14 protein-coding genes are annotated in these 16,436 nt (G+C 71.8%); 10 read left to right on the top strand and 4 right to left on the bottom strand.

Features of this window, described 5'->3' with window-relative positions; genetic code table 11:
- Positions 1-91 precede the first annotated feature (91 nt).
- The 5 genes from ACFWGJ_RS06755 (at position 92) to ACFWGJ_RS06735 (ending at position 6,612) form a co-directional block, all read left to right on the top strand.
- Positions 92-1,042, top strand: a complete 951-nt coding sequence (locus tag ACFWGJ_RS06755) for an LLM class F420-dependent oxidoreductase (protein ID WP_387321494.1) — start codon at positions 92-94, stop codon at positions 1,040-1,042.
- A gap of 179 nt (positions 1,043-1,221) precedes the next feature.
- The gene (locus ACFWGJ_RS06750) at positions 1,222-2,037 is read left to right on the top strand and encodes an SDR family NAD(P)-dependent oxidoreductase (RefSeq protein WP_387321493.1); all 816 of its coding nucleotides are present in this window, start codon (positions 1,222-1,224) and stop codon (positions 2,035-2,037) included.
- Between the two features lie 153 nt (positions 2,038-2,190).
- On the top strand, positions 2,191-3,309 hold the full coding sequence (locus ACFWGJ_RS06745) for an LLM class flavin-dependent oxidoreductase (RefSeq protein WP_387321492.1): 1,119 nt from the start codon (positions 2,191-2,193) through the stop codon (positions 3,307-3,309).
- A gap of 109 nt (positions 3,310-3,418) precedes the next feature.
- Positions 3,419-5,149: an amidohydrolase family protein gene (locus ACFWGJ_RS06740; protein WP_387321491.1), complete on the top strand. Its 1,731-nt coding sequence runs from the start codon at positions 3,419-3,421 to the stop codon at positions 5,147-5,149.
- The gene (locus ACFWGJ_RS06735; RefSeq protein ID WP_387321490.1) at positions 5,146-6,612 is read left to right on the top strand and encodes an aldehyde dehydrogenase family protein; all 1,467 of its coding nucleotides are present in this window, start codon (positions 5,146-5,148) and stop codon (positions 6,610-6,612) included. Before ACFWGJ_RS06740 ends, ACFWGJ_RS06735 begins: the two co-directional genes overlap by 4 nt.
- Before the next feature lie 49 nt (positions 6,613-6,661).
- On the opposite strand, the gene ACFWGJ_RS06730 is transcribed toward ACFWGJ_RS06735, so the two are convergent.
- Both ACFWGJ_RS06730 and ACFWGJ_RS06725 read right to left on the bottom strand, forming a co-directional pair.
- The gene (locus ACFWGJ_RS06730) at positions 6,662-7,504 is read right to left on the bottom strand and encodes a hypothetical protein (protein ID WP_387321489.1); all 843 of its coding nucleotides are present in this window, start codon (positions 7,502-7,504) and stop codon (positions 6,662-6,664) included.
- Between the two features lie 181 nt (positions 7,505-7,685).
- Entirely contained in the window at positions 7,686-8,138 is a 453-nt protein-coding gene (locus ACFWGJ_RS06725) for a hypothetical protein (protein ID WP_387321488.1), read from the bottom strand.
- Positions 8,139-8,194: 56 nt separating this feature from the next.
- On the opposite strand from ACFWGJ_RS06725, the gene ACFWGJ_RS06720 reads away from it, so the two are divergent.
- Positions 8,195-8,647: a hypothetical protein gene (locus tag ACFWGJ_RS06720; RefSeq protein WP_387321487.1), complete on the top strand. Its 453-nt coding sequence runs from the start codon at positions 8,195-8,197 to the stop codon at positions 8,645-8,647.
- 151 nt (positions 8,648-8,798) lie between these two features.
- On the opposite strand, the gene ACFWGJ_RS06715 is transcribed toward ACFWGJ_RS06720, so the two are convergent.
- A complete protein-coding gene (locus ACFWGJ_RS06715; RefSeq protein ID WP_387321486.1) occupies positions 8,799-9,815 on the bottom strand; it encodes an aldo/keto reductase in 1,017 nt (338 codons plus the stop codon).
- A 224-nt stretch (positions 9,816-10,039) separates the two neighbouring features.
- Here ACFWGJ_RS06715 and ACFWGJ_RS06710 point away from each other — a divergent pair, with 224 nt between their 5' ends.
- The 4 genes from ACFWGJ_RS06710 to ACFWGJ_RS06695 all read left to right on the top strand — a co-directional run bounded on the left by ACFWGJ_RS06710 (position 10,040) and on the right by ACFWGJ_RS06695 (position 14,746).
- Positions 10,040-10,807, top strand: a complete 768-nt coding sequence (locus ACFWGJ_RS06710) for an SDR family oxidoreductase (RefSeq protein WP_387321485.1) — start codon at positions 10,040-10,042, stop codon at positions 10,805-10,807.
- Between the two features lie 32 nt (positions 10,808-10,839).
- On the top strand, positions 10,840-11,766 hold the full coding sequence (locus ACFWGJ_RS06705; protein WP_387321484.1) for an SDR family NAD(P)-dependent oxidoreductase: 927 nt from the start codon (positions 10,840-10,842) through the stop codon (positions 11,764-11,766).
- Positions 11,763-12,500 (top strand): TetR/AcrR family transcriptional regulator, encoded by a 738-nt coding sequence (locus ACFWGJ_RS06700; RefSeq protein WP_387321483.1) that lies wholly within the window; start codon positions 11,763-11,765, stop codon positions 12,498-12,500. Before ACFWGJ_RS06705 ends, ACFWGJ_RS06700 begins: the two co-directional genes overlap by 4 nt.
- Positions 12,501-12,910: 410 nt before the next feature.
- A complete protein-coding gene (locus ACFWGJ_RS06695; protein ID WP_387321482.1) occupies positions 12,911-14,746 on the top strand; it encodes a DUF4328 domain-containing protein in 1,836 nt (611 codons plus the stop codon).
- Between the two features lie 61 nt (positions 14,747-14,807).
- Here the strand turns inward: ACFWGJ_RS06695 and ACFWGJ_RS06690 are convergent, their stop codons facing one another.
- The gene (locus ACFWGJ_RS06690) at positions 14,808-16,340 is read right to left on the bottom strand and encodes a CehA/McbA family metallohydrolase (protein ID WP_387321481.1); all 1,533 of its coding nucleotides are present in this window, start codon (positions 16,338-16,340) and stop codon (positions 14,808-14,810) included.
- Between the last annotated feature and the right edge of the window lie 96 nt (positions 16,341-16,436).

The raw sequence follows: 16,436 nt of genomic DNA, 5'->3' as shown, positions 1-16,436 counted from the left end.
CCGCGCACACGCCTTGTCTGACGGTCCGTCAGCTACGACGATGGGAATCGTCCGAGACCGATGACGGATCGTCAGATGAGAGGTGCCGCTCATGCAGGTCCCGCCCGGGGAGCCCGAAGGGCGACTGGCGTACGGGATGCAGCTCCCGGTCCAGTCGCAGAGCACCCTCTACGCCGAGGCGTGGGAGGCCGACGCCGGCCCGGACGATCTCGTGGAGATCGCCCGGGCCGCCGACGCGTCCGGCTTCGCGTACCTCGCGAGCTGCGACCATGTCGCCGTCCCGCGCCGCCTCGCCGCCGCGATGAGCACGGTCTGGTACGACCCCGTCGCCACGCTCGCCTTCCTGGCCCCGGTGACCGAGCGCGTACGGCTGCTCAGCCACGTCGCCGTCGTCGGACTGCGGCACCCCCTCGCCACCGCCAAGCAGTACGCGACCCTCGACCACCTCAGCGGCGGACGGCTGATCCTCGGGGTCGGCGCCGGACACGTACAGGAGGAGTTCGAGGCGCTGGGGGTGGACTTCGAGCGGCGCGGGGCGGTCCTCGACGAATGCATCGACGCGTTGCGGGCCGCGCTCGGGCCCGAGGAGTTCCCGTCCCACCACGGGAAGCTGTACGACTTCGAGGGGCTCGGCCAGTTGCCCCGGCCCGCGCAGGAACACGTACCTGTGTGGGTCGGCGGGTCCTCGCCCGCGGCCGTGCGGCGGGCCGCGGTCCGGGGGGACGGGTGGCTGCCGCAGGGCGATCCCCGGGAGCGGCTGCCCGAGCAGATCGCTCTGCTCGGGCGGTTGCGGGAGTCCGCGGGGGTTGCCGCGCCGCTCACCGTCGGCGCCATCACCGAGCCGCTGTACGTGGGGCGGCCCTCGTGGGCCGTGGGGCGGCGGACCGTCTCCGGCTCCGCGGAGGAGATCGCCGAGTCGCTGCGGGCGTACGCGGCGATGGGGGTGCATCAGATCCAGGTGCGGTTCCGGTCGCGGAGCCGGGCCGAACTGACCGATCAGATCGCCGCGTTCGGGTCGGGGGTCGGTCCGCTGCTCGGGTAGGGGGCCGGGCCCGTACCCGTACCCGTACCCGGCTGCGGGTGCGTCGTGGCTGGTCGCGCAGTTCCCCGCGCCCCTGACGGGGGAGGGGGCCGGCCCCGTACCCGGCTGCGGGTGCGTCGTGGCCGGTCGCGCAGTTCCCCGCGCCCCTTTCGGGCGCGCTCTTCGCTTAAGGAGTGATCATGGGCAAGTTGGACGGTCGGGTCGTCGTCGTCACCGGGGCGGCTCGGGGGCAGGGGGAGCAGGAGGCGCGGCTCTTCGTGGAGGAGGGGGCCTCGGTCGTCGTCGCCGATGTGCTCGACGAGCAGGGGGAGACCCTCGCCAAGGAGCTGGGGGCCCGCGCCCGGTACGTACACCTGGACGTGAGCCGCGAGGACGACTGGACCGCCGCGGTGGCGCTGGCGAAGGACGCGTACGGCAAGGTCGACGGGCTCGTCAACAACGCCGGCATCCTGCGTTTCAACGCCCTCGTCGACACCCCCCTCGACGAGTTCATGCAGATCGTGCGGGTCAACCAGGTCGGCGTCTTCCTCGGCATCAAGGCCGTGGCCCCCGAGATCGAGGCGGCCGGCGGCGGGACGATCGTCAACACCGCCTCGTACACCGGGCTCACCGGCATGGCGTACGTCGGCGCGTACAGCGCGAGCAAGCACGCCATCGTCGGCCTCACGCGCGTGGCCGCGCTGGAGCTGGCGCCGAAGGGGATCCGCGTCAACGCCGTCTGTCCCGGCGCGATCGACACCGCCATGAGCAATCCGGCCCTGCTCGACCCGGCGGCGGACGCCGGTTCGGCGGACACCGGCTCGGCGGAGGCCGCGGAGGCGGCTGCGGCGGCCGTCGCCAAGTTCTACCGCAAGCTCGTGCCGATGGGCCGGATCGGTCGGGCCGAGGAGGTGGCCCGCCTCGCCCTGTTCCTGTCCGGTGACGACTCCTCCTACATCACCGGCCAGCCCTTCGTGATCGATGGAGGGTGGCTGGCGGGCGTGAGCGCGCTGTGAGCCGTGGCGGGGCGCGGAGAGGTACATGTGACGGGCCGTCAGCTATTGACGCCTCACGAGTGCGGTGCCACAGTCGGCGGCAGGTCAATCTGACGATGCGTCAGGTTCGGCGTTCGCCGGACGGATGACGGACACAGGGGACGGTGAACCTCCTTGGAATTCGGGCTCTTTGTACAGGGATACGTGGGCAAGCGGGCCGAGACCGACCCGCTCGCGGAGCACAAGGCGCTGATGGAGGAGACCGAGTACGTCATCCAGGCCGACAAGTCCGGCTTCAAGTACGCCTGGGCGTCGGAGCACCACTTCCTGGAGGAGTACTCGCACCTGTCCGCCAACGACGTCTACCTCGGCTACCTGGCGCACGCCACCGAGCGCATCCACCTCGGATCGGGCATCTTCAACCCGCTCGCCCAGGTCAACCACCCCGTGAAGGTCGCCGAGAAGGTCGCCATGCTCGACCATCTCACCGAGGGCCGCTTCGAGTTCGGCAGCGGACGCGGGGCCGGCTCGCACGAGATCCTCGGCTTCCTCCCCGGCATCACCGACATGAATTACACCAAGGAGATCTGGGAAGAGACCATCGCCGAGTTCCCCAAGATGTGGCTCCAGGACGAGTACGTCGGCTTCCAGGGCAAGCACTGGCAGCTCCCGCCGCGCAAGATCCTGCCGAAGCCGTACGGGAAGTCGCACCCCGCCATGTGGTACGCCGCCGGGTCGCCGCCCTCGTACGCCATGGCCGCCCGCAAGGGGCTCGGGGTGCTCGGGTTCAGCGTGCAGAAGGTCTCCGACATGGAGTGGGTCCTTGAGCAGTACAAGACGGCCGTCGTCGAGGCCGAGCCGGTCGGGGACTTCGTCAACGACAACGTGATGGTGACGACGACCGCGGTCTGCGCGCCCACCCACGACGAGGCGGTACGGGTCGCCGTGAGCGGTGGGCTGCACTATCTGCCCTCGCTCGTCTTCCGCTACCACGACACGTTCCCGCGGCCCGAGGGCTTCCCCGTCTGGCCGGAGACGCTGCCGGAGTACAACGAGGAGTTCATCGAACTGCTCATCGCGGAGGAGCTGCTGATCTGCGGGGACCCGGACGAGGTGCTCACGCAGTGCAAGCGGTGGGAGCAGGCCGGGGCCGATCAGTTGTCGTTCGGGCTGCCCGTCGGGGTGCCGAAGGAGGAGACGCTGCAGACGATCCGGCTGATCGGGGAGCACGTGATTCCGAAGATCGATACGGATCCTGTGCATCGGACCACGCGGTTCCGTGGGGCTGTTTGAGGGTCGTGGGTGGGTGCGGGTCCGGTGGGGGCCGTTCGCGCAGTTCCCCGCGCCCCTGGGTGGGTGTGCCCGCCGCAAGCCAGAAGGTGTCAGGAGATGAGGGGCTGTCGTGCTGGACCATCTGATCAGAGGTGCGCGAGTCGTCGACGGGTCGGGGCGGCCCGCCTTCGTCGCCGATGTGGGGATTCGGGACGGGCGGATCGCCGTCGTCGGGGCGGTCGCCGAGGAGGCGCGGACGTCCGAGGACGCCTCCGGGCTCGTCCTCGCCCCCGGGTTCGTGGATCCCCACACGCACTACGACGCGCAGCTCTTCTGGGACCCGTACGCGACCCCCTCGCTGAACCACGGGGTGACGACCGTGGCGGGCGGCAACTGCGGCTTCACGCTCGCGCCCCTGAACCCCGACCGGCCCGAGGACGCCGACTACACGCGGCGGATGATGTCCAAGGTCGAGGGGATGTCGCTGGTCGCCCTTGAGGAGGGCGCGCCGTGGAGCTGGCACTCCTTCGGCGAGTACCTCGACGCCCTGGAGGGCCGGATCGCCGTCAACGCCGGCTTCATGGTGGGGCACTGCGCGCTGCGGCGGTACGTGATGGGTCCCGACGCGGTCGGCGGGCAGCCGTCGGACGAGCAACTGGCGGCGATGGTCGCGCTGCTCGACGAGGCGATGGAGGCCGGGGCCTGGGGGCTGTCCACCACCCAGTCGTCCACGCACTCCGACGGCGACGGGAAACCGGTCGCCTCCCGGCACGCCGGTCCCGCCGAACTCCTCGCCCTCTCCCGGGCGGTGGGCGAGCACGAGGGCACCCAGATCGAGGCGATCGTGGCGGGCTGCCTCGACCAGTTCAGCGACGACGAGATCGACCTGTTCGTGGAGATGAGCGCGGCGGCCGGCCGGCCCCTGAACTGGAACGTCCTGACGATCGACGCGGCCGTGCCCGAGCGCGTGCCACGGCAGCTGGCGGCGAGCGAGCGGGCCCGTAAGGCCGGTGGACGGATCGTGGCGCTCACGATGCCGATCCTCACGCCGATGAACATGTCCCTGGGCACCTTCTGCGCCCTCAACCTCATCCCCGGCTGGGGCGAGATCCTGGGCCTGCCGGTGCCCGAACGGATCGCGAAACTGCGCGACCCCGGCGTCCGCGCCGAGATGCTGCGGCGCGCCGACTCCAAGGAGGCGGGCGTCTTCCGCCGCCTCGCGGACTTCGGCCGGTACGTCATCGGGGACACGTACAGCACGGAGAACGAGGGTCTGACCGGCCGCGTCGTACGGGACATCGCGGCCGAGCGCGGCCAGGAGCCCTTCGAGACGCTGGTCGAGATCTGTGCCGCCGACCACCTCCGTACGGTCCTGTGGCCGATGCCGACCGACAACGACCCCGACTCGTGGACCCTGCGCCAGGAGACCTGGCGGCACGAGGACGTCATGCTCGGCGGTTCGGACGCGGGCGCCCATCTGGACCGGATGTGCGGGGCCCCGTACACGACCCGGTTCCTGGGGGATTGCCTGCGCGGCCGGAAACTCGTCACGCTGGAGCAGGCGGTGAAGATGCTCACGGACGATCCGGCACGGCTCTTCGGGCTCCGTGGGCGCGGACGGATCGCGGAGGGTTTCCATGCGGACCTCGTGCTCTTCGACCCGGAACGGATCGACGCAGGCAAGGCCACCCTGGTGCACGACCTGCCGGGAGACAGCCCGCGCCTCGACTCCAAGGCGATCGGCGTCACGGCCGTGTGGGTCAACGGCGTCGAGTCGATACGCGACGACGTGGTGACCGGGGCCGTACCGGGCAAGGTGCTCAGGTCGGGACGCGACACGCACACGGTGAGCACGAAGTGACGGGCGCGCCGATCGCTTCCGTGCGGGGGCTGTACATCGGCGGCTCGTGGGTGGAGCCGGACGGCGGCCACTACGAGGTGATCGACCCGGCGACCGAGGAGGTCGTCGGGTGGGCGCCGGAGGCCTCGCGGGATCAGGTGCACGCGGCGGCAGGCGCGGCCCGCGAGGCCTTCCGGACGTGGTCGCGCACGACACCCGAGGAACGGGCGGCGGTCCTGCACCGGGCGGCCGAGGAGATCCGCCGCAACCTCGTCCCGTACGCCGAACTGGCCCAGGCGGAGACGGGGGCCACCACCGGCACCGCGCGCGGGATGCAGGTGGGGGTCGGGGCGGCCCGATTCCAGCGGTACGCGCGCGTGGAGCCCGTCGAGGAGCCGCTGCCCCCGCAGATCAACGAGGCGGGCCCGTTCGGCGGGGCCGCCGTGCTGGGCGCGCTCGCCGTACGCCGTCCGGTGGGCGTGGTCACCTGCATCACGTCGTACAACAACCCCTGGGCGAACCCGGCCGGCAAGATCGCCCCGGCGCTCGCCATGGGCAACACGGTCCTCGTGAAACCCGCCCCGCAGGACCCGCTCTCCGTCTACCGGATGGCCGAGGTGCTGGAGGCGGCGGGCGTACCGCCCGGAGTCGTGAACGTCGTCTCCGGCTCGCGGGCGGAGGCCGGGGAGGCGGCCGTCGACTCGGACGACGTCGACATGGTGAGCTTCACCGGCTCCACGGCGGTCGGCCGGCGCATCGCCGAGGTGTGCGGGCGCGGGATGAAACGCCAGCTGATGGAGCTGGGCGGCAAGGGGGCGGCGATCGTCTTCGAGGACGCGGACCTGGAGTCGGCGGTCCGGGGCATCGGCACGACGTTCTCCTTCTACAGCGGCCAGATCTGCACGGCCCCGACACGGGTGCTCGCACAACGCCGGATCTACGACCGCCTGGTCACGCAACTATCCCTCTACGCCACCCGATTGCCGGTGGGCGACCCCCGCTCCCCGTCCACGGTCGTCGGCCCGCTGATCTCGGCGACGCACCGGGACCGCGTCGAGTCCTACATCGAACTGGGCCGCAAGGAGGGCGCGCGGGTGGTCACGGGCGGCGAACGCCCACCGCTCGACCGGGGCTTCTACGTGGCCCCGACCCTCCTGGCGGACTGCACGCCCGACATGCGGGTGGTCCGCGAGGAGATCTTCGGCCCGGTCGTCGTGGTCGTCCCCTTCGACGACGAGGAGGAGGCCGTCGCCCTGGCCGACAACACCGACTACGGCCTGATCGACTACGTCTGGTCCGGCGACGTCTCCCGAGCCTTCCGCGTGGCATCCCGCCTCCGCGCCGGCGGAGTGGGCATCAACACGGTGGGCCGCAACATGGAGGCCCCCTTCGGCGGCTTCAAACAGAGCGGAGTGGGCAGAGACGTGGGCTCGTACGCCCTGACCGCCTATTCGGAACTCCAGTCACTGGTGTGGCCGGGCTGACCGGCCTCCGCGCTTCCCGTCATCGTCGCCTCCGCCGGATCCGGCGCCTTCAGCGGATGCCGAAGGTGAGCGGGGTCGCGATGCCGAGCGACCGCTCGGTGGCGCCGACGGCCTTTCCGTTCACGCGAGCCGTGAGGGTGAGACGGCGGGCGTCACGGTCGAGGCCGTCGGCTCCCGCGAACCGGAACCTGAACTTCCGTGCGGAGTCGGCGGGCAGCGTCCCAAGAGGCATGGTCAGCGTCTCGGCGAACACCGAGCCGTCGTCCGGAGCGGTGACGTCCTTCCAGCCGCTGCCGTCGTTCCACTGGGTGCGCAGGGCCGTGGTCGCGGACCGGGACCCCGGGACCTCGCAGACACCCGTGTCCGACGGATCGTCCGAACCCGCCGGGCAGGCAAGGAACTCCGCCTGGACCTGAGCGTTCGGATAGGCGCTGCGAGAGTGGTTGGTGACCGTGTAGACCACCTCGGTCCAGCCTTCCTCGCGCAGGACCCCGGGCTCCTTCGGGGAGACGACGGAGAGGGCCAGGGTGGCAAGCATCGCGGTCTTGTGGTTGCGCAGGAGGGTGCGGGAGCCGTCCGTCATGGTGACGTCCACCGGTAGGCCGTCGCCTTCGACCCCGGAAGCGACGTGTGGCGTGATGCGCAGGAACGCGAGGGAGCTGCCGCTCGGCAGATTCATGCGGAAGGTACCGGTCGACGTCTTGTCACCGGGGGTGAGTCCGACCTTCTGCCAGCCGCCGTCGAGCTTGCGCTCCAGGCCCGGCCGGGGGTCGCCGGGCCGACCGAGCCCGATACGGACCCGCACGGCGACATCCTTACGGGCCCGCCCCTCGTTGGAGAGATCGAGCGCCATGGAGAGCTGGGTGTCCCCACGGGTGCCGACGGTCGTCATGGAGAGCCGCACCGGTGACGGGGGCGACGCACTCGGCTCCGGATCGGGCGATGGTCCGCCGCTGCCGCACGCTGTCACGACAGCGGTTACAACGGTGAGTACGGCAAGGACGCGCGCACGACGTACGAACCTCAACTGTCCCCCAGAACCGTGACTGTGACTGCGTATGCGACCGGGACCATCAGACATCGAGTTGCTCATGGACCAGAACCGGCACTCCGGGGGCGAACGCGGCGACGGCGGCCCGGAGGCGCTCGGGGTCGAGGCGCCAGCGGTTGACGGGGCGGCTGGCCAGGAAGAGGTCGTGGTCGACGTGGGGAGCGAGTTTCGTCGTCTGCTCCGGGCGGAGTCCGGCGTTCTGGCCCGGCAGGGGCGGTGCTCCTGCCCGTCGCCGGAGACCGACGTAGGTCATCGACGGGCCTGCCATGCGCTGCTGCCACAGCACGACCGAGGTGATGTCCTCCCACGGCACGAACGCGGTCTGCGCCTTGTACCGGGCCGGAGCACCGCCGAGCAGTACGCCCTCGCCGTCGACGCGGAAGGCGACGAGCGGTGCCCATCCGGCGCCCGCCAGCACCTGGATCAGTGAGCGGCTGAAGCGGACCTCGTACACGGCGTCATGGGAATCAGGCATGGCCAGAGGCTATCGGGACGCTGTTCGTCCCGGCCCGGCCGTCTAGCCTGTGCGGCATGCAGCAGGCTAGAAGGCGTGATCGGCGACCGGACCACCGCGCGGGCGCGGTGCGGGCCCGGCAGCAGGCTGCGGCCTTCGCGGTCGAGGGCGCCGATGTCGTGCTCGTCGGCTATTTCTCCGGCAAGCAGAAGGACTTCGCCGCGTTGATGGATGTGGCGGCCCAGCAGCTGACGGAGCGCGGGGCGCGGGTGGTGGGCCGCATCGTGCAGCGGCGCGGGGTCTCGGCCGGTGGCGTCGGAAAGATGGGCCTCCCTTACTCCTCACGGACTCTCCTGAGCTACGGAAAGGTCCGCGAAGCGGCCGCTCTCTGCGAAGGGACCGGAGCCGACGCGGCGGTCTTCCTGCCGCCCCTGACCGAACGCCAACGCCGCGTCCTGCCGGGGCTGCTCGGCTGCCCCACGGTGAGCCTCACCGATGCCCTGACGATGGATGCCCTGCCGGGGGACTGATGGCGGATTGACGGCGGACTGATCGGGTTGCTTCCTCGCGCCCCCACCGCCGGGCCACCCGCACCCAGCCCCAGCGCCCAGCCCCAGCGTCCAGCGCTCCAGAGTGGCGTCCTCGCTCTCGGCGGGTTCCACCGCGGTGGTCGCCACCTGGTCAGCGGCGCCGCAATGCCGGGTCCAGCAAGGACGGTGGGGTGTCGTTCTTCTCGTCCGGTGCCAGGTCCGTGCCCGGAGGGACGATCGTGTCTATCGCGTCCAGGACGTCGGGCGGCAGCACCGTGTCCGCCGCCAGCTGTGCGTGCAGGTGGTCCAGTGTGCGCGGGCCGATCAGTGCGCTCGTCACCCCGGGGTGCGCCGTCACGAAGCCGAGGGCCAGTTGGATCAGGGTCAGGCCGGACTCGTCCGCGACCCGGGCCAGTTGTTCGACGGCGTCGAGCTTGGCCCGGTTGGCCGGGACGGCCGTGTCGAAGCGCTGCGGCATGAACGCCGAGCGGTTGGTGGTGACCTCCCGGCCCTCCCGGACCGCCCCGGACAGCCAGCCCGAGGCCAGCGGGCTCCACGCCAGCACCCCGAGGCCGTACTCCTCGGCCACCGGCAGGACATGCGTCTCGATCCCGCGCTGCAGGATCGAGTAGGCCGGCTGCTCGGTGACGTAACGGCCCAGGTGGTGCTCCCGGGCGGCCCACTGCGCCTGCACGATCCGGTACGCCGGGAAGGTCGAGGAGCCGAAGTAACGGATCTTGCCCGCGCGTTGCAGATCGGTCAGGGCCGACAGGGTCTCCTCGTCGCTGGTGGCCGGGTCCCACCGGTGGACCTGGTAGAGATCGACGTGGTCGACACCGAGGCGCCGCAGGCTGTCGTCCAGCGCGGTGACCAGCCAGCGCCGTGAACCGCCCCGGTGGTTGCGCTCGTCGCCCATCGGCAGGTACGCCTTCGTGGCCAGCACGATGTCGTCGCGGCGGCCGGCGATGGCCTTGCCGACCATCTCCTCGGACTCCCCGGCGCTGTAGGCGTCGGCGGTGTCGATGACGTTGACCCCGCCCTCAAGGGCGGCGTCGACGATCGCGGTGGCCTCCTCCTGGGTGGTGCGCCCGATCCTGCCGAAGTTCATCGCGCCGAGCGCGAGGGAGCTGACCTGCACACCTGTGCGGCCCAACGTGCGGTACTGCATGGCTGTGTTCCTCCAGGCATTGCGGCCCCGCCGCGACCTCTTCGATAAGCGGAGCGTTGTTCCGTTAAATATACGGAGCGTTGCTCCGCTTTGCAAGGGCGGTCGGCGCTCCCGCATTCAATAGCGACGCTACGGTCGAGGGGTAGCGTCGATACGGCTTCGGTGTTAGCGTTGCTTCTGTCGGGGAGCGAGCAGCGCTACCCGCCGAGACGAGGAGCATCGTCATGACCGAGCAGGCCGGCACCGGTGCAGGTACCGACACCACCACCCGCGTCGCCATCGTCACCGGCGGCTCCCGCGGGATCGGCCGGGAGACCGCGGAGCGCCTGGCCGCCGACGGATTCGCCGTCGTCGTCAACTACGCGGGCAACCAGACGGAGGCCGACAAGGCCGTCGGTGCGATCACCGAGGCGGGCGGCAAGGCGTTCGCCTTCCGCGCCGACGTGGCCGACGAGACCGAGATCGCGGCCCTCTTCGACGCCACCGAGTCGACGTACGGCGGGATCGACGTCGTCGTGCACGCGGCCGGCGTCATGACCCTGGCCCCCGTCGTCGACACCGACCTCGACGCCCTGGACCGTATGCACCGCACCAACATCCGCGGCACCTTCGTCGTCGACCAGCAGGCCGCGCGCCGGCTGCGCAAGGGCGGCGCGATCCTCAACTTCTCCACCAGCGTGCTGGCGCTCGCCCTCCCCGGCTACGCGGGATACGCGGCCACCAAGGGCGCCGTGGAGGCGATGACCCTCATCCTGGCCCGCGAACTGCGCGGCCGGGACGTCACCGTCAACGCGGTGGCCCCCGGCCCGACCGCCACCGCCCTGTTCCTGGACGGCAAGGACGACGAGACCATCGCGCGGATGGCCGCGCAGCCGCCGCTGGAGCGCCTGGGCACGCCCGGTGACATCGCCGGGGTCGTGTCCTTCCTGGCGGGCCCGGCCGGCCGCTGGGTCAACGGCCAGGTGATCCGCGCCAACGGCGGCATCGCGTAAACACACCCCCCTCACCCCTCAGGAGTTCCGTCATGGGCAAGACGATCGTCATCACCGGGGCGGGTTCCGGCTTCGGCGCGCTCGCCGCGCGGGCGCTGGCCGGCGCCGGGCACACGGTGTACGCGGCGATGCGCGACACGGCCGGGCGCAACGCGCACCGGGTCGCCGAGGCCGAGTCCTACGCCGCCGAACACGGAGTCGACCTGCGTACCGTCGAGTTGGACGTCCTGTCGCAGGAGTCCGCGGACGCCGCCGTCGCCACGGTCCTGGCCGGGGCCGGCGCGCTGGACGTGGTCGTCCACAACGCGGGCCACATGGTGACCGGGCCCACCGAGGCCTTCACCCCGGCCGAACTGGCCGCGGTGTACGACACCAACGTGCTCGGCACCCAGCGCGTGAACCGCGCCGCACTCCCGCACCTGCGCGCCCAGGAGCACGGCCTGGTGCTCTGGGTCGGCTCGTCCTCGACCAGGGGCGGCACCCCGCCCTACCTCGCCCCGTACTTCGCCGCGAAGGCCGCCATGGACGCGCTCGCGGTGTCGTACGCCGGTGAGCTGGCCCGGTTCGGCATCGAGACGAGCATCGTGGTGCCGGGCGCGTTCACCTCGGGCACGGAGCACTTCGCGACCGGCGGCCGTCCGTCCGAGCAAACGGTGCTCCCGGCCTACGAGGAGCGGTACGCGGGCCTGATGGAGCAGGTCGCCGAGCGCCTGGCCGCCCTCGAACCGGCCGGCACCTCCGCGTCCCTGGTGGCCGACGCGATCGTCGAGGTCGTGGACGCCCCGCCCGGCAAGCGGCCCTTCCGCGTCCACGTCGACCCCTCGAACGACGGGTCGGAGGAGGTCAGCGGGGTCGCGGACCGTATCCGCGCGCAGTTCCTGGCGCGCATAGGCCTGGCCGACCTGCTCACCCCGCGACCGGCGCGCTCCCCGGCCTCCTCCCCGCGGCCCGCGGTATGACCTCGGATAGCGTCACGGCCGTGAGTACGAAAGCGCGCATTCTCGAAGTGGCGGCGGCCCTGGTCGCCCAGTCCCCCGACGGGGACGTGTCGACCAGGGCCGTGTGCGAGGGCGCCGGGGTCGGCGCCCCCGCCCTCTACCGCCACTTCGGGGACAAGGAAGGGCTCCTGTCGGCGGTCGTCGACCACGGCTGGGACAAGTACCTCGCGACCAAGCGGGACCGGCCGCCCGGCACGGACCCGATCGAGGATCTGCGGGACGGCTGGACCACCCACGTCGAGTTCGCGCGGGCGAACCCGAACCTGTTCCGCCTGATGCACTCACCCGCGATGCGTACGCCCCCGGCGGCGGCGCTGGAATCCCACCGCATCCTGACCGCGGACCTGCAACGGGCGGCGGCACAGGGCAAGTTGCGCCTCGCACCCGAGCTGGCGGCTCAGATGATCATGTCGGCGAACGTCGGCGTGGCCCTGATGCTGGTCTCCCGCCCGGCGACGTTCACGGACGAGTCGGTGTCGCGCCGGGTCCGGGACGCGGTCCACGCGACGGTGTTCACGCCGGACGTGACGGGATCGACCGCGCAGGCGGCGGCCGAACCGCCCGCGCCCAGGGTCCCCTCCACGGCGGCCCACCTGAACGCCCTTCTCCGGCAGACCCCGCCCCAGGCCCTCACCCGGGCCGAGGGCGCGCTGCTCACGGAGTGGCTGGACCGCCTGTCGAACGGGTCGGCCTGACCCGGCGGCTGTTCAGTCGCTGAGATCGACCCGCACGGTCAGCAGATTCGTCCCGAAGAGAGGGACGGCCGTGCTGTTCATGCGGGGCAAGGACTTCAGCCGGCCGCGGCCTCCACCTCGTACAGGCGTGCGCGGACAGCTGGGGCGCACACGTCCTGGGGTCCGCCCGGGGCGGCAAACTCTTGTGGGCCGAGTGCGGTCACGGGACCGCGGGTCGGTGAGCGTGCCGGAGATCCGGACCGCGGACGACCGCCCGGCACCCGCCCGCCACCGACAAGTACTGCCGACGGAAGCAGGGTTGAGGCAGGGTTCACGCGCGCCACTGCCGTCACATCTCCTATCCTCGCTGCGAAGGCGTCGGCGGCGATGCGGCGGCGATTCGGCGGGTGTCGGGGATAGAGGAAGTACGCATGGACGGGTTGAGCCCGGACGATCCGGGCTGGATAGGCAATTACCGGCTGCTCGGCAGACTCGGCGAGGGCGGCATGGGGCGGGTGTACCTGGCCCGCTCGGACCGCGGCCGTACGGTCGCGGTCAAGGTCGTCCAGGAGCAGCTGGCCCGCAAGCCCGACTTCAGGCGGCGCTTCGCGCAGGAGGTCAAGGCCGCCCAGCGGGTCGGCGGCGAGTGGACGGCCCCCGTCCTGGACGCCGACACGGAGGCGCCCACCCCGTGGGTCGCCACCGGTTACGTCGCCGGGCCCTCCCTCGCCGAGGTGGTGGACAAGCAGTACGGCCCCCTGCCGGCGAACTCCGTACGGGCCCTCGGTATCGGACTCGTGCGCGCGCTGCAGGCCATCCACGGCGCCGGGCTCGTGCACCGCGACCTCAAGCCGTCCAACGTCCTGGTGACGATCGACGGCCCCCGCGTCATCGACTTCGGCATCGCCCGCGCCCTCGACCCCGCCATGCAGTCCACCGACGGGCTGACGATGACGGGCGCCGTCGTCGGCTCGCCCGGCTTCATGTCGCCCGAGCAGGTGCGCGGCGAGCGCGTGACGTTCGCGAGCGACGTCTTCTGCCTCGGCGCCGTCCTCGCGTACACCGCGACGGGCAAGCTGCCGTTCGGCGCCGGTGAGGGCGGGATCCACTCGCTGCTCTACCGGATCGCCAGCGAGGAACCGGACCTGACCGGGATCCCCGCCCCCTGGGACCAGCTGATCGCCTGGTGTCTCGTGAAGGACCCGTCCCAACGGCCTTCGCTGGATGTGCTGTTGGCGCGCATCGAGTCCATGGAGGACACCGGCGGTGCCTGGCTGCCGGGCGAGGTGCTGGCCGAGCTTGGCCGGCACGCCGTGCAGCTCCTCAACAGCGAGGACCCGCAGAGCCCTCAGCGCCTGCAGAGCCACGCGCTCGCCGCACAGGCGCCCCCGGCCGCCGCCGCGCAGGCCCCGGCAGCCGCCCCGATCCAGGGTTTCGGACCGCCCGTCTCGTACGACCCGGCCCGCAACGCGTCCCCGCCCCCCTGGCAGCAGAGCCCCGCGCCGGGCGGCTTCCACGCCGGCAGCCCCAGCCCGCCGCCGGGCAGCCTCCACGCGGGCAGCCCCCCGCCCGGCAGCCTGCAGCCCTCGCCGCACTACTTCTCGCCGCGTCCGCCGGCCCGCTCGGCCCGGGGACTGGGCATCGGGCTGGCCGTCCTGCTCGGCCTCTACACCCTGCCCCTGCTGCTCCGGGGCGCCGTCCTGGGCGAGATCTACCTGCGGCTCGACGCGCAGGACGGCACGGCGTCCCCCGATGTGATCCGGGACTACGGGACGCTGTCCTTCGCGACGGACGCGCTGGAAGCCCTCGAATCGGCGCTGGCGCTGGCCCTGTTGATCCTGTGGCCGATCTGGTTCCAGCGCATGCGCAACAACGCCGACACCTTCGCGCCCGTACGCCTGCGCTTCGCGCCCGGTCTGGCGGCCGGCGCCTGGTTCATCCCGCTGGTCAACCTCTTCATGCCCAAGCAGATGACCAACGACATCTGGACGGCGACGGCGGGCCGGGCCCGGGGCGCCGGGCGCTGGCTGATGCACCTCTGGTGGTGGTGCTGGATCCTCTACGTCCTGGCCTACTCGAACAGCTTCTTCAGCAGCTGGTACAGCCACGACACCGTCTCCGCGGCCATGTCCGACATCATCGACACGCAGATCGCCGCGGCCACCGGAGTCGTCAGCGCGCTGGTGGCCGTCTTCTTCGTCAAGCGGCTCACCTCCATGCAGCAGAAGCGCATCGACGAGGCGGCCCGCGGCACCGGGACCGCCTGATCACCTGCGCCAGAGGGGGCCGGGCAGTCCCGAAGCCCGGCCCCGCCGACCGGTCAGAGCCCTACCGGCCCAGGAAGACCGGGTTCGTGAACGCCGCCAGCGCCCCCGGCAACGGCCCCGCCGCCTCGTGCCGCACCTCCGCGCGGACGTACGCCGCGTACTGGGCCGTCGTACGCCACTCCACCGTGCCGGAGCCCGACACCGGCAGGACGGCGCTCGTGTGCAGGACGCCCTGGTCCGTGACGAAGCGGACCGTGCAGCGCGGTGCGCCCGAGACCTCCAGGCGGACCGTGACCGGGTCGTCGCCGTCCACCCTCAACCGGCCGCCGATGCCCGCGTGTTCGCCCTTCGGACCGGTCGCCGAGAACGACAGCGACACCGCCTTCGACTCGGCCACGTACGACCGTCCCGCGCGGATGCCCTCCTGGATGGCCTCGCGGGACAGTTCGTCGGCGAGGACGACCGTCTGCGGCGTGCCGACCGGATCGGGGTCGCGGTGGGCGTCGCTGTTGCCCATCGCCGGGATCCAGTCCCGGCTCCCGCGGCCCTCCCGTACGGAGGCGACGAGCATGCTGTCCCAGTCGGCGAGCGACACCTCGTCGTCGGGCCCGTACGCGCCGTTCCACACCTCGACCGCGTCCGCCTCGCCGAAGCCGAACTTCCAGTTGCAGCCGACGCAGGTCGCGTGCGGATGGGCGGGGACGACCAGACCGCCGGCCTGCCGGATGCGGCGCGCGTACTTGCCGAAGCGGTTGTCGCGGGCCCGGTAGCGCCAGTCGACGAACGTGCCCGGGTCCGTGCCGAGCGCGACGACGTGACCGTTCCTCGTCGTCACCTCCTCGCCCAGCAGGATCAGCAGCTCGCCGTCCGGGTGGGGGCCCGCCTGATCGGCCCAGTGGGCGTGCGCGGAGTGCGTGTTGTGGTCGGACGAGTTGATGAAGTCGAGGCCCGCCGCCCGCGCGAGCGCCGCGATCTCGGCCGGGGTGCGGCGGCCGTCCGAGTACCAGGAGTGCAGATGGCAGTCGCCCCGGTACCAGGCCCGGCCGCGCCCCTTGGCCCGCGACGGCGGGTACACCGGCTCGACCGTCTCGCCCGGTTCCCCGTACGTCAGCGTGATGGTGACCTCGTACGCGAGGCCCTGCGGAGACACCGTGTAGGGGCCCAGCGCGATGTGCCAGGTGCCCTCGCGGACCGGACCCGGGACGTAGCCGGGCGTCGCGTCGTCGGCGCGGAGGAAGAACTCCGTGCGCGCGCCGCCCGACCAGCCCCTGAAGCCCCGTCCGCCCAGTTCGGTGCCGTGCTGGTCGAAGATCCCGATGTCGAGCGCGTTGCCCGCGGTGCCCGCCGGGACGGTGGGCCGCTCGTAGGTGTACGCGACCTTGATCTCCCGTACGCCGGCAGGGACTTCGACGGGCAGGTACACGAAGTCGGGCGCGCCGGTGGGCAGGGTGCCGCGCACGGTCCGGGTCTCGGACGCCCGGGCCGCGTCGGCGGCCTCGCTCGGGAAGCTCACGGTTCCCAACGTAAGCGCGGCGGCGGCCCCCGTCACGAACAGGGCGCGTCTGCCGACGCCGTGGTGTTCGTCCTCGCACATGTCTGCTGCTCCCGGTTCTCGTGAGTCATGGGCGGTGCATGGGGTGCATGGCGGTGCAGGAGTGGTACCGGCAATCCTCGTATTCAGCCGTGAACC

Source organism: Streptomyces sp. NPDC060205 (assembly GCF_042728395.1).
Lineage (GTDB): Bacteria > Actinomycetota > Actinomycetes > Streptomycetales > Streptomycetaceae > Streptomyces.
This window is presented reverse-complemented; position numbering and strand designations above follow the sequence as displayed.